The sequence below is a fragment of the Flavobacterium aeripolare genome (assembly GCF_013294025.1).
GTDB lineage: Bacteria > Bacteroidota > Bacteroidia > Flavobacteriales > Flavobacteriaceae > Flavobacterium.
On record NZ_JABSNL010000017.1, the window covers coordinates 1 to 24,781 of the forward strand.

Sequence of the window (24,781 nt, forward strand, 5' to 3'; positions counted from 1 at the left end):
AATTTGAAAATAAATTTTCAACTCTTTTCGGTTTGCTTGCCATCATGTAAAGAACTTATGCGCTGTTGCGGGTGCAAAAGTAGGTAGTTTAAACCGATAAACAATACCCCAAAACCGCTTTTATTTGTTTTATTTTTAAACCTGATTTTAATAAGCTGAAAATGTAGTATTTGAGATTGGTTCAAAAAGAGCTCTTTTGTGGTTTGTAAGATTAATCGAGAAGTTAAGAGGTAAAGTCTCCACCTAATTAGGCGAATTAAAGATTCAATCGCACTCAATTTATAACTTAATGAATCAAACACTTCTTAAATCCTCTTCTAAACACACAAGGGTGATCAATATATTAATAGAGAAGCTTAATATACATATAACCGCCCAAGCCTAGCCCTGATAGCAGTGGAAATCCTTTTATATCTACTCGATGGTAATCGAGTAGGTATAAAAGATTGTAGCGTATAGCAGGAAATAGCTCCTGAAACAAATAATTTAAAAAAGAATTCTTGTTATTACTCTTATATATAGGTACCGCTTACTGTTGCGCCTTCAACTCCCTAGCCTTGTTCTCCCAGAAATCAGTTAGCTTTTCTACATCAACAGGATTAGCAGGAGGTTGGTTAGGTAGTCGCCTACTTTCAAAAGCCCTTTGCAAAATACTTTCGATTAAAAAATCTTCATTTACCTCATAGGGGCGGTATTCTGATTTTAAATCGATATTAAAAGCCGCGGCAGCTGTATTAGACCAGAAAGCTTTCCAACCATTTTTTAAAGTTTTGACTAATTCATAAGTTGTTTCCCCTGTTTGCCTATGAATTAACTTTACTAAAATTCTACCTTGACTTTTAGACAACTTTTTCAGCTTAGCTTCAAACTCATCATTTAGATAATCTTCTACAATCTTAAAATACTTTTTCTTCTCTTTATTGGTCGTAAGTCTAGCCATCCCCTTATTAAGCATCACCAAACGCTCAGCGGCAAGCTTTGCATAAGGATATACTCTTAACACCCGATTTTGCAAAAGCAAAAATTGCTTGCGGGCATCTGGATCTAGTTTTTCTTTAGAAATTTGAATTTCGTCTAACACAATAGTATCCTTATCAAAGTTATAATCCTCATCGATCTCGATTGTGGGACGATCTGGATCTACAGGAATTACTTGCCCATAATTAACAAAGCAGAAAAACATAAATATAAGTGTAACAGCAGATTTCATAAGACATAATTTAAATGTAAAATTATATATAATATGTGCAACTGTGATGCCAAATTTATAATTTAGCAAAAAATAATTATTATGAGCACAAAATCAATATTGAACGAATCATCGATTACATTTTTAGAAAAATACCTCAACAATGCTTCACCAACAGGTTTTGAAGCTGAAGGACAAAAAATATGGATGAATTACCTACAACCATACGTTGATACTTTCATCACAGACACCTATGGAACCGCTGTGGGAATCATCAATCCCGATGCAAAATACAAAGTAGTCATTGAAGGACATGCAGACGAAATTGCATGGTATGTAAATTATATCAATGACGAGGGTATGGTTTATGTAATTAGAAATGGTGGGTCAGATCACCAAATCGCACCTTCAAAAAGAGTAAATATTCACACTAAAAACGGAATTGTAAAAGGTGTTTTTGGTTGGCCAGCAATTCACACACGTAATCGCGACAAAGAGGAAGCACCATCTATTAGTAATATCTTTATTGATCTAGGTTGTGAAACTAAAGAACAGGTTGAAAAACTAGGAGTACATGTAGGTTGCGTGATCACCTACCCTGATGAATTCATGGTATTAAACGAAAACAAATTTGTTTGTCGCGCAATCGACAATAGAATGGGTGGTTTTATGATTGCCGAAGTTGCCCGTTTACTGCATGAGAATAAAGTGAAATTACCTTTTGGTTTGTACATTACAAATTCTGTTCAAGAAGAAGTAGGTTTACGTGGAGCTGAAATGATTACTCAAACTATCAAGCCTAATGTAGCTATTGTTACTGATGTATGTCACGATTCTACTACTCCTATGATTGACAAAAAAATCGAAGGAGAAACAAAAATAGGAAAAGGACCAGTAGTGACTTATGCTCCTGCTGTTCAAAATAATTTGAGAGAACTAATCTTAAATACTGCGGAAGAAAAGAAAATACCATTTCAACGTTTGGCTTCGTCACGTGTGACTGGTACTGATACTGATGCTTTTGCTTACAGTAATGGTGGTGTGGCTTCGGCATTGATATCGTTACCATTGCGCTACATGCATACTACGGTAGAAATGGTACACCGCGATGATGTTGAAAATGTAATCAAATTGATATACGAAACACTTTTAAAAATAGAGAACAACGAAACCTTCTCTTATTTTAAATAATATTTGGAGCTATTCCTGCTATCCGCTGTATTCCTGATCAACAAAAACTACGGCTAAAAAAAAGCCTTGTTTTTCTAGATCGGGAGATGCCGCTTCTATCAGGGCTGAAAAACAAACTATGAAGTACCTCTATTTAATGCTAATTGTATATTTTGGATTTTTTTTATGGTCTGTAATAAATCCAATTGAAGGTTTCACTTGTTTCTTAGAAGTTATACCTGCCATTATTGGGTTTCTAGTTTTGGCTTTTACGTTTAACAAATTTAGATTTACCAATTTTACGTATTTATTGATTCTGATTCACTGTATCATTTTATTCATAGGTGGGCATTATACCTATGCCGAAGTTCCCTTCTTTGACTTTATCAAGGAGACATTTCATCAAACTAGGAATAACTATGATAAGCTAGGGCATTTTGCTCAAGGATTAGTTCCTGCTATGATTACAAGAGAACTGTTTATTCGTAAAAAAGTGATTAGTAATGAAAGCTTTTTTAACTTTATCATAGTTAGTATTTGCTTAGCCATAAGTGCAGCTTATGAATGGATCGAATGGTTTGTATCATTAGCAACTGGTGATGGTGGAGATGCTTTTTTAGGAACTCAAGGAGATATTTGGGATACCCAGTCTGACATGTTGTTCGCTACAATTGGTGCAATCACAGGTTTGATTTTATTTTCAAAAATTCAAAACAAACAACTTTTAAGAATAAGCTAACTTTGAGCTTAGTATAATTTTCAAAGAGATAAAATAAAAAAGCCGCAATTCTTAATAGAATTGCGGCTTTTTGTATTATTATTTTCTTGTTATTATTTTGATAAATAATTCAAAACGTTTTTTTCTATTCGACTATCTATATTTGATATATCTGCTTTTACGAATTTCTCTCCAAGAATCATTTCGTACAACTCAATATATCTCTCAGAAACCGAAGTGATATACGCTTCATCCATATCAGGAATTTGTTGTCCTTCTTTTCCTTGAAACCCATTTTCTATTAACCAACGGCGAACAAACTCTTTAGATAATTGCTTTTGCTCTTCGCCTTTGTCTTGTCTACCTTGATATCCTTCTGAATAAAAATAACGAGAAGAATCTGGCGTGTGGATTTCGTCAATTAATACGATTACGCCTTCTTTTGTTTTCCCAAATTCATATTTGGTGTCTACCAAAATCAATCCGCGACTTGCAGCGATTTCCGTTCCTCTTTGAAATAAGGCTCTAGTGTATTTTTCTAAAACTAAATAATCTTCTTCAGTTACAATCCCTTTTTCTAAGATAGCCTCACGAGAAATATCTTCATCGTGTTCTCCGTTATCTGCTTTTGTTGTTGGCGTGATGATAGGCTCAGGGAATTTATCATTCTCTTTTAAACCTTCGATCATAGTTACCCCACAAATTTCTCTTTTACCTAGAGCGTATTCACGTGCAGCGTGACCTGACAAATACCCACGAATTACCATTTCGACCTTAAAAGGAGAACATAAATGCCCCACAGCTACACTAGGGTCTGGCGTTGCAATTAACCAGTTGGGAACAATATCTTGTGTAAGCTCCATGAACTTTGTAGCAATCTGGTTTAAGATTTGCCCTTTGTACGGAATCCCTTTAGGTAAAACCACATCAAAAGCTGATAGCCTATCTGTGGCCACCATAACAAGTAGTTCATCATTAATATTATAAACTTCTCTTACCTTACCGTGGTAAACGGATTTTTGATTTGGAAAGTCAAAATTTGTAGTTGTTATAGTGTTCATGTTTTTAGTTGTGTTGTGTTTTGGCAAAAGTAGTTTGTTTCCCAACAATACACAATATAGTTCTTGTATTATTGAGAGAAGCTACCGTTTTTTATTGTTCTTTTTTAAGCAATGTACTGTTGAATAAATTTAGAATTCTACCATACTCATCAACCCAAGAATAGCTCTCTGTGAAACCATGAGCTTCAACTGGATACGAAGCCAGATTCCAATTTTTCTTTCCTAATTCGATAAAACGTTGTGACAAACGGATAATATCTTTGTACTCTACATTGTCATCCACCATACCGTGTAGCATTAACAACTCTCCTTTTAAATTATCAGCAAAATAAATAGGCGAGCTTCTCTTGAATGCTATCGGATCTATTTCTGGAAAATTCAAAATATTTCCTGTATATCCATGATTATAATGTGCCCAGTCGGTTACTGATCGAATAGCCGCTCCAGATTTGAACGCATCAGGTTTTGTAAGCAACGCCATCAAAGTCATAAAACCACCATAGGATCCGCCATACATTCCGACTCTTGCAGAGTCAACACCCAAATTATCTACTAAGTATTTTTTACCATCAATTTGGTCACTTAAATCTTTACCTCCCATAAAGCGATAGATTCCAGTCCTGAAATCGCGACCGTAACCATCACTTCCGCGGTAATCAATATCCATAATGGTATATCCTAAATCGGTCAACATATTATGAAACATGTATTCTCTATGATAACTGCTCCAGTAATTGTGCGCATTTTGCAAATAACCCGCACCATGAACAAAAATAATAGCTGCCCCATTAGCCTTTGATAATTCTGGCTTATACACGCGTGCATTTACATTTGTCCCATCCTCTGCTTTATAAGTCACCACTTCTGGCGCTCTCCATGCGTACGACTCAAATGCAGCAGAAGTCGAGTGTGTAATTTGTTTTAAGCTAGCGTCTTTTTTATTTGAAGCAATATAATATTCCCAAGGTTTATTCTTGAATGAATATCGCACTAGTAGCACATTTTCATCTGGAGAAATACTTACCTCATGCGCCCCATCTTTTGTCAAGATAGGAGAAAGCTCCCCACCTGAAACTGATAGCTTATAAAATGACCTATTTCCCGGATGTGTTTTATTAGTAGTAAGATAAAAGTTCTTTTTATCTTTTGACAAAGTAACATCTCTAACCTCCCAATTTCCAGAAGTAAGCATCACTTTCTTGTTCGTCTTCAAATTATAGGTATACAAATGAGAATACCCAGTAACTTCAGACTGAAAGTAAATTGTTGCATTATCACCTAAAAAATCTAAGGTGCCACTGCTATAAGCATACGATGGAATTCCAGGACCACCTATCCAGGCATCGTCATGTTGATAATCAATCTCTTTAAAGGAATTATTTTTTAAATCTAGTTGTACAATCCAGCGGTCTTTGTTATCAAGACTTCTAATTTCAGTAATAGCATAACCACCATCCTCATCATAAGTAGGCTCTTGCACAAAAACCAAACGATCTTCTTTCTCTTTATTTTTTAAATTATCGTACTCCTTATAATAACTAGGCTGATCTTTGAGATGTGTAAGTGTACTAAAGTTCATGAAATACACCGTATCTTTTACCACATCGTAGATCCCGAATTTAGACTTATTCAAATTAGTAACCGAAACTTTCTCTTTTGTGTTTTCTGATTCATTGTAGCCATCCTTAGTAATAAATCGTTCCATTATTTCATTCTTGTTCGAAATAATCTCTGACAGCCTAAAGGTAGCATACGTTCCCGCAGGATTGCTTTTTAAACTCTCGAATGAATCATCACCATAATAATACTGCTTAGGGAAATCTGACTTGGTTGTTTCCGCTTTTGCTTTTTTCCAATTTTCCTTTGCGTCTTGATCTCTAACATATTGAAAAAGCTCTTTTTGTTGCTCTTTTAAATAAGACTCTTTATCTGTAGTTTTATCTTTTTTAGTGCCCGAAACAAAATTGGTTATCTGAATCAATGTTCCATTCGAACTATTATATTTTAATAGATTGCCTTTTTGAATTAAAAAGAGGACCGCTTTATCTGAAGCCAGTTGTAAATCATTGAAACCATCAGCTTGCTGCAGTAATTTTTGAGTGCTATTATTTGGTATGTTATACGCATACAAAGCGCCTTTATTTAAATAGTAAGCAGTAGTGCTGTTTGGTTTTAATTTGAAATCCGACTTTGATATTGCCGCTTCCTGTGGTGAAGCTAATTGTGGAGTCTGCATTCCTGCTTGCCAAAAGTAAGTACTTGGTCCAAGTTCATTTTTTGGATTCCACTCAAAGAAAACTTTTTTATTATCAAGAGACCAGCGACCGTTAAAAGGTTGCTCACCTATATAGCCATCACCCTTCATGATGTCTTCTAATTTTAGAGTCTGACTTTGCGAAAAGAAACCGAATAATAGAAATAATGCAGTTATGGTATTTTTTATCATTAGAAAGTGATTTTGTTAATACAAAAATACACTTTGCATTGAATTACAAAAGGATAAAATAAATTTAACACGTCCTTTCAATTACTGAGCATTAATCAGCCACCCGCAAAAGCAGGAAGAAAAGCGAGTTCATCCCCTGCGTGCAATTTTCCTTCGAAGCCTAATTCTTGGTTCACCGCAACTTGTGAGGAGTCAATACCAGCCATATCGTACTTACTGATCAGCAGCTGCTTTAATGCTGCGATAGAAATGGCATCATCAACCTCAACAAATTCCTCTGATTTTGCAGTTGCTTCAGCTATCATTCCGAAATATTTGATTTTTATTCTCATTATTATTCTAATTGTTTTAATCTCAGTACATCTTCTGCAGTATCTACATCGATGAATCCTTGATCAAATTTTACAGTTTGGTATTCAAAATTCGTGTCTTTTAATAACTTCTTCGCACCTTGATCAGCAGATAATCCTTTTAAAGCACTAAAATTCTTTTTCGAAAATATAGCTGGTACGCCTACGACCTTATTATATTCACAAAAGCTAGCATCACTTTCTAGATCGAAATGCTTAGTAATTAATCCTTCAATTAATTCAGAGGTTACAAAAGGTTGATCTGCTAGTAAAACAATGATGTGTTCTAGATGTTGATATTCAGTAAGGCAGTAATTTAATCCGGCACGAATACTACTTGCCATTCCTTCTTGCCAATCTTCATTGCTTACAGCAGAGAATGTTTTCAAATCGGTATTTTCTAAAATCTCATTCGCTCTTGCTCCCACAACAACACAATTTACTTTTAATTCGAAAGATGACATAAGGTCAATAGTATTTTGAATCAAAGGTTTACCCCTAAACTGCACCAATTGCTTGGCATATCCCAATCTACTTGAAGATCCTGCAGCCAAAATTACCACTCCTATCGCATCTTTTTTCATTAGTTTTTCTCCATTTTTAAATGCGGAATACTACAGTGAATAGCTGTTGTTTTTTTCTTTAAAGAATGCGCAGTGGTTTGAGTCAAGACCGATTGTATTTCGGCTAGGATTGCCAATCCAATTTCGGCCGGAGTTTCTGCGCCAATTTCCAATCCTATAGGTGCATGAATTTTATTTTTAATGCTGTCATTAATCACTAAACCTTCTTGCAATAAATCATCCTTCATTCTTATATATTTTTTTAACGGACCTAAAATTCCAATATAGGGAACACATTCTTCTTTCATCAATAATTTCAACACTGCTAAATCGTACTGATAATTATGACTCATTAGAGCAAAGCACGTACGACTGTCAATAGTAATATGTTCTAAGGTATCTTCGGGTTTGCTAACTATGATTTGGCAAGAACTCAAAAAACGTTCTCCATTGGCATGAGTTGGCCTTCCATCCGTTACAATCACATCCCATCCTACTATTGCTGCTTGCTGTGCTAGTATTTGGGCATCATTTCCAGCACCTACAATTACTAGTTTAACAGGTGCTTGGTAATATTGAATAAAAACACTTTGCTCTACAAACTGACTGCTAATTGATTTACTCGAAGATTTTTTAGTTTCGAATGATAGTTTTGAGAATTCAATAAACGTTTCGGCAGTCTTTTCGTCTTCAATTTTTCCTTTAAAAGCAAACTTTTCATCAACAGTCAAAATAGTTCCGACTTGGTTTTTTGTTCGATCTAAATTAAATTGTACAAAAATAGTAACTGTCTTTTTATTCGAAACCACCTCTTTTAAAAGTTCGCAAGGATTCAGCCCATCATGGTAATCCAGTGGCTCAAACAAAACTTGAATGATTCCGTTACAGCCAAGCTGCGCACCTATAACGGCATCATTCTCATCGCTAGTATCATACATAACAAGCTTATTTTTACTTTGATGCAATGCATGCAGCGCCTTAGTAAGCGCGTCACCTTCTAGGCAACCACCAGATATGGCACCCGTAATATTCCCGTATTCATCGATGAGCATGCGCGCACCTTCACGACGGTATGACGAACCTTCAACTTGCACAACGGTTGCTAGAATGCTTAGTACATTTTGCTCTTTGAGTAATTCATACTGTTCTACTATCACATCTAATTCTCTCATGCTGTCATTTTTTGAAGTGAATAAATAGCTTCACGAATATTTTTAATAGCAAATTCAATATCCGAAGAAGTGGTAGCTTTACTCAAACTCACTCTAAAAGAAGCCAAGGCAATCGCAGCATCAAATCCCATTGCCGTCAATACATGCGAGGGATTAACTGTATTTGCATTACAAGCAGAACCTCTAGAGATAGCAATTTTATTCATGCGTCGTAGCAGTTTACCACCATCTATATTAGTTACAGCAAAATTTACTGTGTTGGGTAATCGCTCCTCATTTTGAGCGTGGATAAATACGCTGTCAATATCTAGCAGCCCTTTTTCAAGGCTGTTTCTCAAAGCAAGCATTGTATCACAATTCGTTTTAAGTTCGCTTTTTGCATAATAGGCCGCGGCACCTAAACCAACGATTGCAGGAACATTTAAAGTCCCTGGTCGCAAGTTTTTTTCCTGACTTCCTCCGTAAAAAGTTTGCACTACGTTTAATCTGCTTTTTCTATTTAAGTACAAAGCGCCACAACCTTTAGGCCCATGCATTTTATGTCCAGAAAAAACGGCCATATCAATATTTAAGGCCTCTAAGTCTACATTTATTTTTCCAACTGCTTGTGTGATGTCGCAAAATAAAGTGCTTGATTTATTGTGAACAAGCTGTGCTATTTCAGCAATAGGATGTATCAAGCCAGTTTCATTATTAGCAAGCATAACTACCACCAAAACTGTTTCCTTAGTAATGGCTTTATCTAATTCCTGCAAATCAATATTACCACAATCATCGACATTCAAATAGCTAACCCTGAAACCCTCTTTTTCTAAAGCTTTGATGGGTTCTAAAATCGCTTTATGCTCTGTTTTAACTGTAATAATTTGATTTCCTTTACTCTTATTGGCTCTGCAAAATCCTAAAATCCCAATGTTTGCTGCCTCTGTTGCACCCGCTGTAAATATAAATTCAGAAGGCTTGCAGTGTACTAATTCGCTAATTCGCTCCCGTGCGATGGTTACCACTTCTTCTGCTTCCCACCCATACGCATGGTCACTACCAGAGTTTCCAAAATTAGATTTAAAAATAGGCAGCATCGCTTCAATAACGCGGTCATCAACACTGGTGCTCGCATTATTATCAAGGTACACTATATTTTCATTTATGATTGCCATACTTTTTGCTCTACTATAATTTGCTGATAAGCATTTTCTTTTTCGAAAATAAATCATTTTATATTTTCACGCCGGGTTCTAACCCTGCTTCTATTAGTTTCTCAGGAGTAATTGGTAAATCTCTCATTCTTTTTCCTGTAGCATTAAAAATAGCATTTGCAATTGAAGCAGCTACACTCGTGATTCCTAATTCACCAATTCCTTTGATTCCCATTTTATTAGCGATTTTATCTTCTTCAGGTAAAAAAACTACGTTTACATTTGCCATATCCAAGTTCACAGGAACGTGATAATCAGCAAACGAGCGGGTGATGAAATTCCCAAAATTAGGTTCGATCTTACTTTGCTCAGCGATTACCATTCCGGCTCCCATAGTAATTCCTCCTATAATTTGGCCATAAGCCGTTTTAGGATTTAAAATTTTCCCTGCCGAAGCAACATTCACCATTCTTTTTATGCGGTACATTCCAGTGTCTTTGTCAACCCAAACTTCGGTGAAATTAGCACCAAATGAGAACACCGAGTGTTTCTTAAAATCATCTGATGGTTCAGCCATACCTTCAGCTTCAAAAGAAGTAATTTGATTTCGTTTTAGTAAATCGGCCAAAGCCACTTCTTCGCTATTTTTTATATTTCTATTCTTCTTTAACGTACTAACCGCATTTTCACAAGCTGACTGCACCCCATTACAAAAAGAGGCTGCACCCCAAGAACCACCAGAACCAGGTGTCGTAGGATAATCAGTATCTCCTAGTTGCACCGTGATTTGCTCCACTGGAATATGCAGATATTCTGAAGCAGTTTGGGCTATGATTGTATAACTTCCAGTACCAATATCGGTAGCATCCATTTGAATTGTGGCATTGACAGTATCTTTTTCCAACTTCAAAATTACCTTAGCATACGTTTTTCTATAAGGTGAATTACGTGATGCCGCACTTACTCCGTATCCTATTAACCAATTCCCGTTTTTATTAGTTCTTGGTGCTGCTTTTCGATTTTCCCAGCCAAATTTATCAGCCCCAATACGAAGGCATTCGACTAATAATCTCGAAGAAAATGGTTTGTTTGCATGTAAATCTTGTTGGGTATCATTTTTAATTCTAAATTCTACAGGATCCATTTTTAGTTTCCAAGCCATTTCATCCATAGCCGACTCTAATGCAAAACTTCCCGTTGCCTCTCCAGGCGCACGCATTGCAAAAGGCGCTTGCAAATTCATAGGCATTAATCGTGCGGTCACTAAATTATTAGGAACATTGTAAAGCATTTTTGACAGCATACCGCAAGGTTCCTGAAAGATTTCTTTGATCGATGTATGAGATAAGGTCTCATGAGACAATGCCGTTAAAGTACCATCACGCTTAGCGCCAATACTTATTTTTTGCTCATTTTGTTGGCGCATATTGGTATTGGTAAACATTTGATGCCTCGTTACTGTAGCTTGCACTGGCTTCCCTATCATTTTTGAGGCCATTAACGCCATAATAACATGTCGGTCCAAATTCAATTTCGATCCAAAACCACCTCCTACAAAGGCTGCAACGACACGCACATCGGATTTCGGGATTTGGAAAGTCCCAGATATCGCTATCGCAGCATCTTCTAGCATTTGTTGGCTTGCATAAACAAGCACTTTCCCGTTGTTCCAATTTGCTATTGTAGCATGCAATTCCATTGGGTGATGGTGCTCGATTGGTGTGTTGTATGTTTGACTTAAAACCTCATCCGCCTCTGACATTCCCTTTTTAAAATCACCTCTTGAATAATCTGATTTTTCAGAAGGTTTGAATGCCTTGTCTCTAGATTTATCAAAGCTAATAGTTGGTTTCGAGTCTTCGTTATATTCGAATTTCACTAAACGGGCAGCATATTGTGCTTGCTCGAATGTTTCAGCAACAACAAACCCTACATATTCACCATAGTAATGTACTTTATTACTTTGTAAAACTGGAGCAATTGTATCCGTACTTATAAAAGGCATTTCGACATCATATCCTTTTAATTTCTCAGCATTTTTATACGTGATAATTTTGAGTACTCCTTTGACTTTTTCTGCTGCAGAAGTATCAATGCCAACAATTTCTCCTTTAGCAATGGTGCTGTTAATACCTTGACCGTATACTTTATTTTCAACTGGAAATTCAGATGCATATTTGGCTTTACCCATCACTTTAAGATGACCTTCTACTCTATTTATAGCATTTCCAACTCCGCTTTCGTTTGCTGTTTTCATAGTTCTATTTTTTTTCGAAAATCAAATTAATTTTTGCGTTCGTATGCTTGAGTTAAAGCTCTCACGATTGCTTTTTTACCCATTTCGATTTTGTACTTGTTGGCTTCAAAAGGTTTAGCCGATTTCATTGCGATATTCGCAGCAGCTTCAAAATTAGCTACGCTAGCTGTTTTACCTACTAAAAAAGCCTCTGCCTCAGTTAATTTCCAAGGTTTGTGTGCTACGCCACCCATTGCCAATCCCACTTTGCTTATCGTACCGTTTTTTATTTGTAATCCTGCCGCAACAGATAACAGTGCGAAAGCATAACTAGAACGCTCTCTTATCTTTAAGTAATAGTAATGATCTGAAAATGCAGGCTCATTTAAATGAATCGCAGTGATTAATTCCCCTTGATTAAGCGTGTTGTCTTTTTCAGGCTGGTTTTCAGGCAAACGGTGAAAATCATTAAAATCAATCATTCTTGAATTGCTATTTTGTTGTTGGACCTCAACAGTAGCGCCTAGTGCAGCAAGTGCCACACACATATCTGAAGGGTTTGTTGCAATACATTTTTGGCTGTAGCCAAAGATAGCATGAGTAGCATTCATTCCTTTTAGTGCGCCGCAACCTGATCCTGGTACTCTTTTATTACAAGGCATCGAAGTTTCAAAAAAGTAAGGACATCGGGTGCGTTGCAACAAATTACCGCCATTAGTCGCCATGTTTCTAATTTGTGCCGTTGCTGCAGACAGCATTGCCATAGATAATAATGGATAATTTTGTCTAATATCTTTGTTGTTTGCAGTGTCAGAGTTGCTTAACATCGCTCCTACAGTAAAACCTCCCTTATCATTTTTGGTTATTTTATTAAATTCAAGAGGAGTAACATCTATTAGTTGGTCTGGTCTCTCGACATCTTCCTTCATCAAATCTACAAGATTTGTCCCTCCTCCTAAATAATGTGATGTTTTAGTAAAGGCACTCAAAGCATCTTTAGTAGCGTTAGTTGTTGTATATGTAAATGGTCTCATGGTGATACTTTTTTAAAAATTTAAAAGCGCTTTAGTCAAGCAATTATTCGAATACTTTAGCTTAGCCATTCTTAGCTTTTTTCATTTGTTCTTCGGTTGCAAATTCCCATGTGGGCATTACATCATCTCCAGAATGCACCTCTTTAAAAGCTTGTACGATATTGTTGTAGGCTCCACAACGGCAAATATTCCCTGACATGCGTTCTCTAATTTCCTCTTCGGATAATTGCAATCCGCTTTTAATGTTTTTTAAATCTTCAGTTACATAACTTGCTTCTCCATTTTTTGCCTCTTGCAATAACGCTACTGACGAACACAATTGGCCAGGCGTGCAATACCCACACTGGAAACCATCGTGTTTTACAAATGCTTTTTGCATATCGTGCATTTCGCCGTTTGTAGCTAGGCCTTCCACAGTTGTAATTTCTTTGCCCTCGCAAGTAGCAGCTAAGGTTAAACAAGATAATTTTCTTTTTCCATCAATGATTACAGTACAAGCTCCGCACTGCCCGTGATCACAGCCTTTCTTTGTTCCTGTTAATGCTAGTCGCTCTCTTAAAGCGTCAAGCAAACTCATTCGAGAATCAATCGCTAGTGGTTTTACCATGCTATTGACTCTTAAGTTTACTTTTATTTCGTTCAGCAAAATCTTTGCTTGTTCCGGTAATTCTTGCACCGTTTGTGCAAAAACTTCTGATGAGAAGAAGGAAGAGGCATAAATCCCCAAACTCCCGGTAGAAACTTGTCTTAGGAATTTTCTACGTGAAGAAGCCGTTAAACCCATGGCATCTAATATGATGTTTTCATCGGTTGTCAACTCATCTGATTTTTGTTCTTGCTGCGATTTATTAGCTTTTTTCATATGTATATATTTTGCCATGGCTACTTAGGTTCCATAAAAAATGTGAGTACTGCTTAGATATAACTTGCTTTGATCTAAAAATAATTCTTAAAAAAGAGCCCTATTTTATTATTGAAAAACTGCGCTATACTACTCTTAAGAGCCATTACTTAAAAATGCCCCTTAATAGCAAATTTGCAACAGGAATGATCTCTAAATTAACTCTAAAAAATAAATCATTAACTCAATAGCTTTTTCCTATGTCTTTTTTGATTATTTATTTGAAAGTTACAACAAAGCTTGCTACTTTTCAAGAAGACACTCATTTACAACAGTCAAGTGCAGACCATTTTAACTAATTTCAGCTATGGAAAAAGACAACAATTACAATCATAATCCACTTTATAACGCAACAAATGCTTCTCTTGTTAATCTAACTATCAACGGAAAACACACTCAAATACAGGTGCAACCATGGGTAAGTTTACTTGATGCGATACGAGATCATCACAATCTGACCGGAACCAAAAAAGGATGTGACCACGGACAATGTGGTGCCTGCACTGTATTATGTGATGGTAAGAGAATATTGAGTTGCCTATCACTGGCCGTGATGAAAGACGGTTCAGAAATCACTACGATCGAAGGTATTGCTACTGATGGCGAACTTCATCCACTTCAAGCTGCATTTATTGAGCATGATGCATTTCAATGCGGGTATTGCACACCTGGGCAAATATGTAGTGCGATTGGAATGCTGCAAGAAGGAAAAGCAACTACGCGTGAAGAGGTGAAAGAGCAAATGAGCGGAAACCTCTGCCGTTGCGGAGCCAATACCAATATAATAGATGCAATAATGGAAGTAAAAGAGAAATCGCTATGAATAATTTCACCTATAAAAAAGTAGAAACCATAACAGATGCAGTTCAAGAGGTTTCAAAGAATAAAAGAGCAAATTTTATTGCGGGAGGAACCAATTTAATTGATTTATGGAAATATGATCTAGCACATCCTGAAGCTTTAATCGATATCAATTCTGTTTCTTCTTTAAAAAAGATAGAACTTTTGACTAGTGGCGAACTCTCCCTTGGGGCGTTGGTCACCAATTCGGATACTGCTTATAATGACATTGTAAGTTCAAAATACCCATTATTGTCCAGAGCTATTTTAGCTGGAGCATCGGCTCAAATACGAAATAGTGCTACAAATGGTGGGAATTTATTGCAAAGAACCCGTTGTTATTATTTTTATGATAAAACCGCTCCTTGTAATAAACGCAATTCAGGATCTGGCTGTCCCGCTAAAGAAGGTTTGAATCGAATGCATGCCATACTAGGTAGCAGCGAAAGTTGCATTGCTGTTTTTCCGTCTGATATGTGTGTTGCTTTGTCGGCACTAAGCGCCTCTGTAAATGTTAGTGGCCCTAATGGAGACAGACAAATTGCCTTTGAAAACTTTCATCGCTTGCCAGAAGACCAGCCTCAATTAGACAACACATTACAAGCTGACGAAATTATTACAGCACTGATTTTGCCTGATGAGGATTTCTCAGAACACTATTCTTATTTAAAATTACGTGATCGCAACTCTTATGCTTTTGCACTAGTTAGTGTAGCTACAGCCATGACATTAGAAAATGGATTAATTAAAGAAATTCGAATAGCATTAGGTGGCGTAGCCCACAAACCATGGCGTGTTCCAGAAGCAGAAGATTTTCTGGTGGGTATTAAACCGAGTAGATACAATTTTGCGGAAGCGGCAAAAATAATTTTAAAAGGCGCTAAAGGGTATGGCGGTAATGATTTTAAAATCGAACTCTCAGCACGAGCGATTGTACGCAATTGTATGATGGCACTTGATCCAGAAACGCAACGTCCAGGAGCACAACCCTCATTATAGACAATTATGAAAACATCACAAGAAATAGGAAAGCCAATAAGTAGGCTCGAAGGAAAACTAAAAGTTACTGGTGAAGCAAAATATGCCGGTGAATATAATGTGGCTGACTTGGTGCATGGATATATTGTAAACAGCAGCATTACAAAAGGTAAAATTATCAACATTGGCGAAAGTGAAGCTGCAGCAGTGCCCGGAGTTGTTGCCATAATATCACATAAGAACAGGACTAAATTACCTTGGTTTGATATGCTGTTTGCCGATATGGATGCACCACCAGGAACACCGTTTAAGCCATTGTATGATGAAAAAATTAAGTACAACAGCCAGCCAATAGCATTAGTTATAGCGGAAACTTTTGAGACTGCTCGCTATGCTGCTAGTTTACTTAAGGTAAATTATGAGGAAGCCCCATTTGAAACTGAATTAACCGCACATTTGGCCGAAGCCCGTGATCCTAAAAAAGGAATGGCAACTGCTATAAAACCGTTACCACCAAGTGACAAAGGAGATTTTGAAACTGCTTACAACGAAGCTTCAGCTCAATATGAAGGCGAATTTTTTCACGGTCCAGAACACCACAATCCTTTAGAATTATTTGCAACAACTACGATTTACGAAGGAAAAGGCAAACTAACCGTTTATGATAAAACTCAAGGCACAAGTAATTGTCAGCTGTATATCGCCAATGTTTTTGGATTACATTATAATGATGTGCGTGTTTTATCTCCATTTGTGGGTGGTGGTTTTGGATCTGGTTTGCGACCACAATACCAATTATTTTTATGCGTTATGGCTTCGCTAATGCTCAAGCGAAATGTGCGTGTAACGATGGATCGCACGCAAATGTTCAGCTTTGGTCACCGACCTCAAACGATACAAAAAACGAAATTTGGAGCCAATACTGACGGAATTGTCACTGCTATTAACCACACCGCAATTGCCGAAACTTCACAATTTGAAGACTACACCGAAGTGGTTGTAAACTGGGCAAATATGTTATATCCTGCCCAAAACACCGCATTAGATTATAAGCTTGTTCCGCTAGATGTGTTTACCCCAATGGACATGCGCGCTCCCGGCGGAAGCACAGCCATGCATGCCATCGAAGCTACTATGGATGAATTGTCATACCAGCTCAATATGGACCCGCTGCAATTGCAATTGCTTAACTACTCAGAAATTGATGCGAGCAGCGGCAAACCCTATTCGAGTAAAGAGCTCAAGCAGTGTTACATTCAAGGAGCAGAAAAATTTGGTTGGGAACAGAGACCTTCAAAACCTAGAGCCACTAAACGAGGCAATCGATTAGTAGGAACAGGAATGAGCACGGGAATATGGGATGTGATTGCGCTTCCCGCGAAAGCAAAAGCAAAGTTCAGTAAAGATGGAAAACTAAAAGTCACGAGTGCAGTAACTGATATAGGAACGGGAACAAAAACGATCATGACACAAATTGCTGCTGATAGTTTTGCGGTAGCCTTAGAGCATGTGACATTTGATCATGGAGATAGCGACATGCCCATGGCTCCTATTCAAGGAGGATCCTATACTACCGGTGTGGTGGGCTCAGCTGTGAAAGCAGCGTGTATTGCACTACAGAAAAAATTATTTAAAAAGGCGAAAAAACTAAAAGACTCTCCTTTAAGTGGTTTGAAAATCACAGATGTAGTTTTTAAAAATGGCGCTATTTATGCTAAAGAAGATTTTAATAAATGCATTAATTACAAAGATATAGTTGCTGCAGATGGCAAAAACTGGATAGCTGCGTCAAAAAGCAATATTCCTAACCTTCTAGAATTGAAAAATTATACACGAGCAGCACATAGTGCCGCCTTTGTAGAAGTTGAAGTTGATGAAGAATTAGGCGTTATCAATGTAACGCGAGCAGTGACAGCAGTCGCAGCTGGTAAAATCATCAATCCAAAAACTGCACGAAGCCAAATTCTAGGTGGTATGATTTGGGGAATCAGCAAAGCCCTAAGAGAAGAAACAATGACTGATCACAACTTAGGGAAATACATGAATACGAATTTAGGTGAATATCACATTCCCGTACACGCTGATATTCACGAGCTAGATGTAATTTTTGTAGAAGAAAAAGATGAGATAATAAACGAGTTAGGAAGCAAGGGTGTGGGCGAAATAGGATTAGCATCTATGGCGCCTGCTATTGCAAATGCTATTTACCATGCCACAGGAAAACGAATTAATAAATTCCCAATTCACCTTGATGATATAATCTTGTAGCTAACCAATATATTCAAAAACAAAAAAGCAGTTTATCCTTTTTATCGAAAAGGTAAACTGCTTTTATTTAAATACTTTTTTAAATTGATGTTCTTTAATTCTTCAAGACCTCACAGCCTAAGAATGATGCAGCTAGAAACTTTGCTACGCCATCAAATTCATTAGTATCGATGATTTGTAATTGTGGTAATTTATTTTTTAAACTATCTGGAGCATTTCCCATGATGAAACCTTGTGCCGTAGCAAGTAACATTTTCTCATCGTTATATCCATCCCCAAAAGAAATGGCGTTCTCAAAGTTTAAATTTTCTCTATCTAATACTTTTGTTATAGCGACGCTTTTATCAACTGCCTTATCCATAAATTCCAAACAATGTGGCAAACTAAAAGCGTGGCTAAACACATGCTCATTACTACTTAAAATTTGATCTCTCAAATCCACTAGCTTAGCATGACTCTCATGCGTAAAGAACATTTTTATTGCTGTAAAGTCTTCCACTTTTTTAAAATCTACCACTTCTGGTGGGTAGTTAAGTTCCTTCTGGAAATTATTCAGCTTTTCATTGGTTTTATTTGTTTGCCATACCTCTTCTTTAAAAAGAACAGTCGTGAACTCGGGATCAATTTCTAAATCTAAAACTGACTTTATCGCTTCACTAGCGATATCAACCGAAAACAATAACTCTTTATTAGGCGCGTGGATTCTGGCACCGTTTGAAGTTATTAGATAAATAGGAAAATCTAGAGACGCTACCAGTGGCATTGCATCAAGATGATGCCTTCCTGTTGCAACTACAATAAGATAATTTTTATCGTGTAATTCTTTAAATATTTTTTGGCTGTATGCTGATATCTGATGCTCTTTGTTTAATAAGGTACCATCTAAATCAGTTATGATTACTTTTATGTTATCCATGTTTTATATTCGAATTAAAAAAAAATAGTATTATCAATTGGACTTATTTGAAAACTGACTTTCTAATGACGCTACCAAATAATCTGTACCCCATATTGCTTCTAAGAATATTTAAACATCTAGCATCAAATCCTATGGTGTGTCTTTTAAAATTAGGTTTAGGATTCTCTGCTATTTTAAAAACTTCTTTTATAATAGCCGGTTTTAAATCCTTGTTCTTTTTTGTTTTCTTTTCGACAATTGAACTTATTCGATCCATCAAATTATTGTAAGCAGTGAGAGAAGAACGATCAGACTTTGTTACATTGCTTTGAAAGTTAGAAGGTGTGTTTCCAAATTGCACCGTAGCAACACTAATATTAAATGTCGCTAGTTCGTATGCCATACATTCAGAGAAACTCTCTACAGCATGTTTTGTAGAATGGTAAAAACTACCTAATGGCAAATTCACCAATCCGGCAATAGAAGTAATATTTATGAATTGGCCTTTTTGTTGTTTTCGAAATATAGGAATAAAGCTTCGGCATACTTTTACTACGCCAAGGTAATTTACATCTACAATATTTTGAATTTCGTCATCTTCTGATAATTCCACAAAACTGCGATATCCTATTCCTGCATTATTTATTACCACATCGATGGTGGTAAAGTCTCTTATGATTTCTTTTTTTGCTGCAGCAATGCTTTCACTAGAAGTTACATCTAGAACATAGCAGTGAATATTCTCTTTTTCGGCAAGTTCGTTAGCATGGCTCAAACATAGCATTGTCGCGATTACATTCCATCCGTTTTTTGCAAAGTAGAACGCCATTTCTTTTCCTATTCCTCCTGACGCACCCGTAATGACAACATTTTTCAATTTAGTTTATTTTTATCATGTGCTATCTATCTCAATAAAATCACATATTATTCAATAAAGGCGACCCCTAGTGGGGCCGCGCAATAGCAAGATATACTATTTATTTTTAGTAGGCAAAAACTTTAATCTTGATTCTCAATTTGTTTGTAAGCATCAATTACTTTTTTAACCAGCTTGTGTCTTACTATATCTTTATCATCGAGATAAATAATTCCTATGCCATCAACATCTTTAAGAACTAAAAGCGCTTCTTTTAATCCAGAAATTGTTCGGCGCGGTAAATCAACTTGACCGGGATCACCTGTTACCATGAACTTGGCGCTTTTTCCCATTCGAGTTAAAAACATTTTCATTTGCGAATGCGTAGTGTTTTGAGCCTCATCTAGAATTACAAAAGCGTTGTCTAGTGTTCGACCTCTCATGAATGCCAAAGGTGCAATTTGAATAATCCCTTTTAAGATATAGTCTTCTAATTTTTCATTAGGTAACATATCACGAAGTGCATCATAAAGCGGTTGCATGTATGGATCTAGTTTTTCCTTCATATCGCCAGGTAAAAAACCAAGGTTCTCTCCTGCTTCTACTGCTGGACGCGTAAGGATAATGCGTTTTACTTGTTTCTCCTTAAGTGCCTTAATTGCCATAGCTACTCCTGTATACGTTTTACCCGTTCCAGCAGGTCCTACTGCAAACACCATATCATTTTTATTAATGGTATCGACAAGTAATTGCTGGTTAGGCGTCATGGCTTTGATGATTTTACCACCCACACCATGAACAAGGATTTTATCATTACCAGCCATCCTCTTGTCGTCTTGCGGATCACCAAGAATTACACGTTCAATCACGTTATCATCTATTGTGTTGTACCTTGTAAAATGGACCATTAAACGCTGAAAACGTTTCTCAAATTCGTCTAAAATTTCTTTCTCACCAAATGCTTTTAAAGTAGTCCCTCTCGCTACAATTTTAAGCTTTGGGTAATATTTTTTAATTATTTCAAGGTGAGCATCTTGAGCACCCCAAAAATCTTTTGGAGCAATGTCTATAAGTTCTATGATTCTTTCGTTCAAAAGTTGTAGTTTTAAATTAAAATTAGTTGATAAGTAATTCTATTTTTGTGCAATAATAAAGTGGGATTTAATTTCCCTATTTAGTTCGATTTTGTATCTATTTTTTACTTTTTTGAATTTACTATTATTAGCTTTGCACTTCTCAAATTTAATGAAAATTATTTTTAGACAACACCAATAGTTATAAATAAAATTATGTCAATAATTACCCTTACTACAGATTACGGTTTGAAAGATCACTTTGTTGGTGCGTTGAAAGGGAAGATCCTATCTGAGTATTCTGAAGCTACCATTATTGACATCTCGCACCACATTGACCCCTTTAATACTGTTGAAGCAAGTTACATTGTAGGAGCAGCTTACAGTAGTTTCCCAAAAGGTACTGTGCACTTGATAGGAGTTGATATGGAGTTAAACAAAGAGAACAAACATATCGCTATGCAATGGAATGACTCTTATTTTATTGCCGCTGACAACGGTATTTTGAGTATGCTGTCACAAAAGATAGTTCCTCAGAAAGTTGTTGCTATAAATATTCATGACCGCTTGCCTAGTGACGCCTCTGGAATGGATGTATTTGTAAAAGTAGCCTGTCATATTGCAAAGGGAGGCTTACTAAATGTAATAGGTAGGGAAACGGATTCTATAAAAGAAATCACAGCTTTGAAGGCGGTAATTTCAGATAGCAATAATGCCATAAAAGGTCATGTTGTTTACATCGACCATTTTGGGAATGTTGTTACTAATATTTCTAAACAACAATTTGTAGAAGTTGCAAAGGGTCGCCCTTATGAAATTATTATGAGAACTAAGAATATCAAAACGATACTCCCTAGTTACTCAGCAATTGCCAGCTCAGATAAATATCCTATTAAAAATTACGAAGGTGAAAAACTAGCCCTTTTTAATGAGGCTGGATATCTAGAGATCGCCATTTTCAGGAGTAATCCTGCTACTGTAGGTTCTGCTCATAGTTTACTAGGACTGAACTACAGAGATGTTGTTTCTATCGAATTTAAAAATTAAAATCTATAAAATCACAATTTCATGTTTGTACGTATTGTAAAATTAAGTTTTCACGAAGAGAACATTGCTGCATTTTTAGAGAATTTTGAAACCATAAAAGATCAAATTAGAGCCACTCCAGGTAATCTATTATTAGAATTATACCAAGACAAAACCAATCCAAACATCTTTTTTACTTACAGTTACTGGGAGCAAGAAAGCGATTTAGAAAATTATCGAAAGTCTGACTTTTTCAACGAAGTATGGTCTTTTACAAAAAAATTATTCAACGACAAGCCCGAAGCTTGGAGCGTAAATAAACTTGCTAGCTTACAATAAACACTAATCTAGTTCTATAAACGTTTACTCTTAAAATACGCTAGCATGAAAGCAATATTATTTCGCGAAATCAATTCGTTTTTTGGGTCAACCATCGGCTATTTAGTCATTGGTTTATTTCTAATTTTAAATGGTCTTTTCCTTTGGGTTTTTCAAGGCGAATACAACATTTTGAATACCGGTTTTGCTGATCTCTCCCCTTTTTTCACCTTGGCTCCATGGATCTTAATTTTCCTAATTCCGGCCGTTACTATGCGCAGTTTCTCAGATGAGAAAAAGCAAGGTACACTTGAACTATTACTAACAAAACCTTTGTCTCTTTACGAAATAATAGGCGGGAAGTTTTTTGCTGCCGTAGTTCTAATAGTGATCGCCATTATCCCAACATTTATTTATGTCTTAGTAATTTGGAGTTTAGGAATGCCAGCGGGAAATATCGACATGGGAAGTACAGTAGGTGCTTATTGTGGTTTGCTATTATTAGTTGCTGCCTATGCTTCAATTGGAATATTTTGCTCTAGCCTTTCAGATAATCAAATTGTGGCTTTTATCATTGCTGTTTTTATTAGTTTTTTATTTTATTTTGGTTTTGAGGGGTTGGCAACATTGAGTCCTACCTATGCGCCATATATATCCTATTTGGGAATGCAAGATCATTTTAAGAGTTTAGGTCGCGGTGTCATTGACACTAGAGATGTTATTTACTTTTTAAGTATCGTTATGCTTTTTCTTTCGATTACAAAATACAATCTCAAATCAATTAAACTGTAATGAAAACTACTAAAAACAAGAACATCAAATCATTGCTATTGATTGTTTTACTGCTCATTATTGCTAATGTAGCGAGCAACTTTTATTTTCACCGTTTTGATTTGACAAAGGACAAGCGATACACCTTGTCTCCAACTTCTCTAGCGATTATAAAACAGGTAAAAAACCCACTGTCGATTAAAATCTATATGCAAGGAGAATTACCTGCAGAATTTAAGAGATTGCAACAAGAAACGCGACAACTACTAGAAGAATTTCAGGCGTATAACAAAAATATATATTTTGAATTTGTAGACCCATTAGAAAATGAGGATGCAAATATGAGTAACGTTAAGGAGTTATATCAAAAAGGTTTGACGCCAGTAAACATAACAGTTGATGATAAAGGTAAGCAATCACAAGCCATGGTTTTTCCTTGGGCGATTGCCGTTTATGACAATAAGGAAATCAACATTCCGCTATTAAAAAATAGAATGGGTGCAACTATTACCGAGAAAGTAATAGGATCAGTACAGCACTTAGAATATTCGATCGCTGATGCGTTGAATAAATTAACTGTTAGCAGGCAAAAATCAATTGCAGTTATAAAAGGTAATGGCGAACTTGCCGATGTATCGATGGCAAAGTTCTTATTACAAATGAGAGAGAGCTACCACATAGGTCCGTTTACTTTAGACTCTGTAGCTACAGACCCAATAAACACACTAAATGCTTTGCAGAAATATGATCTAGCCATCATTGCAAAACCTACAGAAACATTCTCTGACGAAGAAAAACAAGTTCTAGATCAATACCTAATTCATGGAGGAAAGACTTTATGGTTAGTGGACCAAGTAGCTATCGAGATGGATAGTTTGTACAATGAATCAGGATCGACGCTTGCATTTCCTAGAGATCTAAATTTAAATGATTTGTTTTTTAAATACGGAGTAAGAATCAACCCTGATATTGTAAAGGACGAACAAGGTAGCCCTATAAAACTTGCCACAGGCGAACAAGGTAGCGGCACACAATTTCAGGATTTTAATTGGAAATTTGCTCCCTTAGTGTACCCACAAAGCCAACATCCAATTGTTAAGAATTTAGGAGGTATTAAATTTGATTTTGCAAACGCCATTGATACCTTAAAAAACGGAATTAAAAAAACAGTCCTATTAAAGTCCTCTAAATATTCGAAAAAACTTGGAACACCTATAGAAATCAACTTAGATATTGTTGCCGAAGAGACGAGTCCTAATCATTATATCAACACTGGAAATATTCCTTTGGCTGTTCTTCTGGAGGGCACTTTTAATTCTATGTACGAGAATAGGGTTTTACCTTTCGAACAAAATAACTTTAAAACAAAAGCATCAAAATCAAAAATGATCGTAATTGCCGATGGAGACATTGTAAAAAATCAATTAGACAAACAAGGTGAGCCGGTAGAGTTAGGATTTGATCAACGCTCTGGGAATTTATACGATAATAAAGATTTCATGCTTAATTGTGTTAACTACTTAATGGATGATACTGGACTTATTAACATTAGAAGTAAAGATCTAGACCTACCATTACTAGATAAAGAAAAAGTTTATGATCGCTACGGCAGCACACAGGCGATAACTATCGGGCTTCCAATTCTATTATTAACAGTATTTGGTTTTGCATTCACCTATATCAGAAAAAGAAAATACAGTAAATAGATGTTGATAAAAAATTTTCAATACTAGCATAGATTACGATATATTTGTAAAATGTATCGTGTTTTAAAAAC

Annotated in this window: 22 protein-coding genes; 9 read left to right on the forward strand and 13 right to left on the reverse strand. The window is 36.2% G+C overall.

Features of this window, described 5'->3' with window-relative positions:
- Positions 1 to 529: 529 nt before the first annotated feature.
- Positions 530 to 1,210, reverse strand: a complete 681-nt coding sequence (locus HNQ00_RS15610; protein ID WP_254598554.1) for a DUF4294 domain-containing protein — start codon at positions 1,208 to 1,210, stop codon at positions 530 to 532.
- A gap of 81 nt (positions 1,211 to 1,291) precedes the next feature.
- Between HNQ00_RS15610 and HNQ00_RS15615 the strand changes: the two genes are divergently transcribed.
- Positions 1,292 to 2,380, forward strand: coding sequence for a M42 family metallopeptidase (locus HNQ00_RS15615; protein WP_173839436.1), 1,089 nt, complete (start codon positions 1,292 to 1,294; stop codon positions 2,378 to 2,380).
- Positions 2,381 to 2,498: 118 nt separating this feature from the next.
- Entirely contained in the window at positions 2,499 to 3,098 is a 600-nt protein-coding gene (locus HNQ00_RS15620; RefSeq protein WP_173839437.1) for a DUF2238 domain-containing protein, read from the forward strand.
- 92 nt (positions 3,099 to 3,190) lie between these two features.
- Here HNQ00_RS15620 and HNQ00_RS15625 read toward each other — a convergent pair whose 3' ends face one another.
- The 9 genes from HNQ00_RS15625 to HNQ00_RS15665 all read right to left on the reverse strand — a co-directional run bounded on the left by HNQ00_RS15625 (position 3,191) and on the right by HNQ00_RS15665 (position 13,937).
- Positions 3,191 to 4,138, reverse strand: a complete 948-nt coding sequence (locus HNQ00_RS15625) for a phosphoribosylaminoimidazolesuccinocarboxamide synthase (RefSeq protein WP_173839438.1) — start codon at positions 4,136 to 4,138, stop codon at positions 3,191 to 3,193.
- 91 nt (positions 4,139 to 4,229) lie between these two features.
- Complete coding sequence (locus HNQ00_RS15630) at positions 4,230 to 6,584, reverse strand: S9 family peptidase (RefSeq protein ID WP_173839439.1); 2,355 nt, start codon at positions 6,582 to 6,584, stop codon at positions 4,230 to 4,232.
- 95 nt (positions 6,585 to 6,679) lie between these two features.
- On the reverse strand, positions 6,680 to 6,916 hold the full coding sequence (locus tag HNQ00_RS15635) for a MoaD/ThiS family protein (RefSeq protein WP_173839440.1): 237 nt from the start codon (positions 6,914 to 6,916) through the stop codon (positions 6,680 to 6,682).
- A gap of 2 nt (positions 6,917 to 6,918) precedes the next feature.
- A complete protein-coding gene (locus HNQ00_RS15640) occupies positions 6,919 to 7,518 on the reverse strand; it encodes a nucleotidyltransferase family protein (protein WP_173839441.1) in 600 nt (199 codons plus the stop codon).
- Positions 7,518 to 8,669, reverse strand: a complete 1,152-nt coding sequence (locus HNQ00_RS15645; protein ID WP_173839442.1) for an XdhC family protein — start codon at positions 8,667 to 8,669, stop codon at positions 7,518 to 7,520. The genes HNQ00_RS15640 and HNQ00_RS15645 overlap by 1 nt, the downstream gene beginning before the upstream one ends.
- Positions 8,666 to 9,826: a cysteine desulfurase family protein gene (locus HNQ00_RS15650; protein ID WP_173839443.1), complete on the reverse strand. Its 1,161-nt coding sequence runs from the start codon at positions 9,824 to 9,826 to the stop codon at positions 8,666 to 8,668. Before HNQ00_RS15650 ends, HNQ00_RS15645 begins: the two co-directional genes overlap by 4 nt.
- Before the next feature lie 58 nt (positions 9,827 to 9,884).
- Positions 9,885 to 12,062: a xanthine dehydrogenase family protein molybdopterin-binding subunit gene (locus HNQ00_RS15655; RefSeq protein ID WP_173839444.1), complete on the reverse strand. Its 2,178-nt coding sequence runs from the start codon at positions 12,060 to 12,062 to the stop codon at positions 9,885 to 9,887.
- A gap of 26 nt (positions 12,063 to 12,088) precedes the next feature.
- On the reverse strand, positions 12,089 to 13,075 hold the full coding sequence (locus HNQ00_RS15660) for an FAD binding domain-containing protein (RefSeq protein WP_173839445.1): 987 nt from the start codon (positions 13,073 to 13,075) through the stop codon (positions 12,089 to 12,091).
- A 61-nt stretch (positions 13,076 to 13,136) separates the two neighbouring features.
- On the reverse strand, positions 13,137 to 13,937 hold the full coding sequence (locus HNQ00_RS15665; RefSeq protein WP_217425286.1) for a 2Fe-2S iron-sulfur cluster-binding protein: 801 nt from the start codon (positions 13,935 to 13,937) through the stop codon (positions 13,137 to 13,139).
- A 346-nt stretch (positions 13,938 to 14,283) separates the two neighbouring features.
- Between HNQ00_RS15665 and HNQ00_RS15670 the strand changes: the two genes are divergently transcribed.
- Genes HNQ00_RS15670 through HNQ00_RS15680 form a run of 3 tightly spaced genes read left to right on the forward strand, consistent with a single transcriptional unit; the run spans position 14,284 to position 18,062 of the window.
- Positions 14,284 to 14,799, forward strand: a complete 516-nt coding sequence (locus tag HNQ00_RS15670) for a (2Fe-2S)-binding protein (protein ID WP_173839446.1) — start codon at positions 14,284 to 14,286, stop codon at positions 14,797 to 14,799.
- Positions 14,796 to 15,815 (forward strand): FAD binding domain-containing protein, encoded by a 1,020-nt coding sequence (locus HNQ00_RS15675; RefSeq protein ID WP_173839447.1) that lies wholly within the window; start codon positions 14,796 to 14,798, stop codon positions 15,813 to 15,815. Before HNQ00_RS15670 ends, HNQ00_RS15675 begins: the two co-directional genes overlap by 4 nt.
- A gap of 6 nt (positions 15,816 to 15,821) precedes the next feature.
- Positions 15,822 to 18,062, forward strand: coding sequence for a xanthine dehydrogenase family protein molybdopterin-binding subunit (locus HNQ00_RS15680; RefSeq protein WP_173839448.1), 2,241 nt, complete (start codon positions 15,822 to 15,824; stop codon positions 18,060 to 18,062).
- A 94-nt stretch (positions 18,063 to 18,156) separates the two neighbouring features.
- On the opposite strand, the gene HNQ00_RS15685 is transcribed toward HNQ00_RS15680, so the two are convergent.
- From HNQ00_RS15685 to HNQ00_RS15695, 3 genes are all read right to left on the reverse strand, one after another.
- Positions 18,157 to 18,978: an HAD family hydrolase gene (locus HNQ00_RS15685; protein WP_173839449.1), complete on the reverse strand. Its 822-nt coding sequence runs from the start codon at positions 18,976 to 18,978 to the stop codon at positions 18,157 to 18,159.
- 43 nt (positions 18,979 to 19,021) lie between these two features.
- Positions 19,022 to 19,837 carry an SDR family NAD(P)-dependent oxidoreductase gene (locus HNQ00_RS15690; RefSeq protein WP_173839450.1) on the reverse strand — a complete coding sequence of 272 codons (816 nt, stop codon included), beginning with the start codon at positions 19,835 to 19,837 and terminating at the stop codon, positions 19,022 to 19,024.
- Positions 19,838 to 19,959: 122 nt separating this feature from the next.
- Positions 19,960 to 20,910 carry a PhoH family protein gene (locus HNQ00_RS15695; RefSeq protein WP_173839451.1) on the reverse strand — a complete coding sequence of 317 codons (951 nt, stop codon included), beginning with the start codon at positions 20,908 to 20,910 and terminating at the stop codon, positions 19,960 to 19,962.
- Between the two features lie 195 nt (positions 20,911 to 21,105).
- Between HNQ00_RS15695 and HNQ00_RS15700 the strand changes: the two genes are divergently transcribed.
- From HNQ00_RS15700 to gldG, 4 genes are read left to right on the forward strand one after another with little or no spacing between them, the layout of a single operon-like run.
- A complete protein-coding gene (locus HNQ00_RS15700) occupies positions 21,106 to 21,936 on the forward strand; it encodes an SAM hydrolase/SAM-dependent halogenase family protein (RefSeq protein ID WP_173839452.1) in 831 nt (276 codons plus the stop codon).
- Positions 21,937 to 21,957: 21 nt separating this feature from the next.
- Positions 21,958 to 22,254 carry a putative quinol monooxygenase gene (locus HNQ00_RS15705; protein WP_173839453.1) on the forward strand — a complete coding sequence of 99 codons (297 nt, stop codon included), beginning with the start codon at positions 21,958 to 21,960 and terminating at the stop codon, positions 22,252 to 22,254.
- Positions 22,255 to 22,299: 45 nt separating this feature from the next.
- Positions 22,300 to 23,025, forward strand: a complete 726-nt coding sequence (gene gldF / locus HNQ00_RS15710; protein WP_173839454.1) for a gliding motility-associated ABC transporter permease subunit GldF — start codon at positions 22,300 to 22,302, stop codon at positions 23,023 to 23,025.
- Positions 23,025 to 24,710, forward strand: a complete 1,686-nt coding sequence (gene gldG / locus HNQ00_RS15715) for a gliding motility-associated ABC transporter substrate-binding protein GldG (RefSeq protein ID WP_173839455.1) — start codon at positions 23,025 to 23,027, stop codon at positions 24,708 to 24,710. The genes gldF and gldG overlap by 1 nt, the downstream gene beginning before the upstream one ends.
- Positions 24,711 to 24,781: the final 71 nt, after the last annotated feature.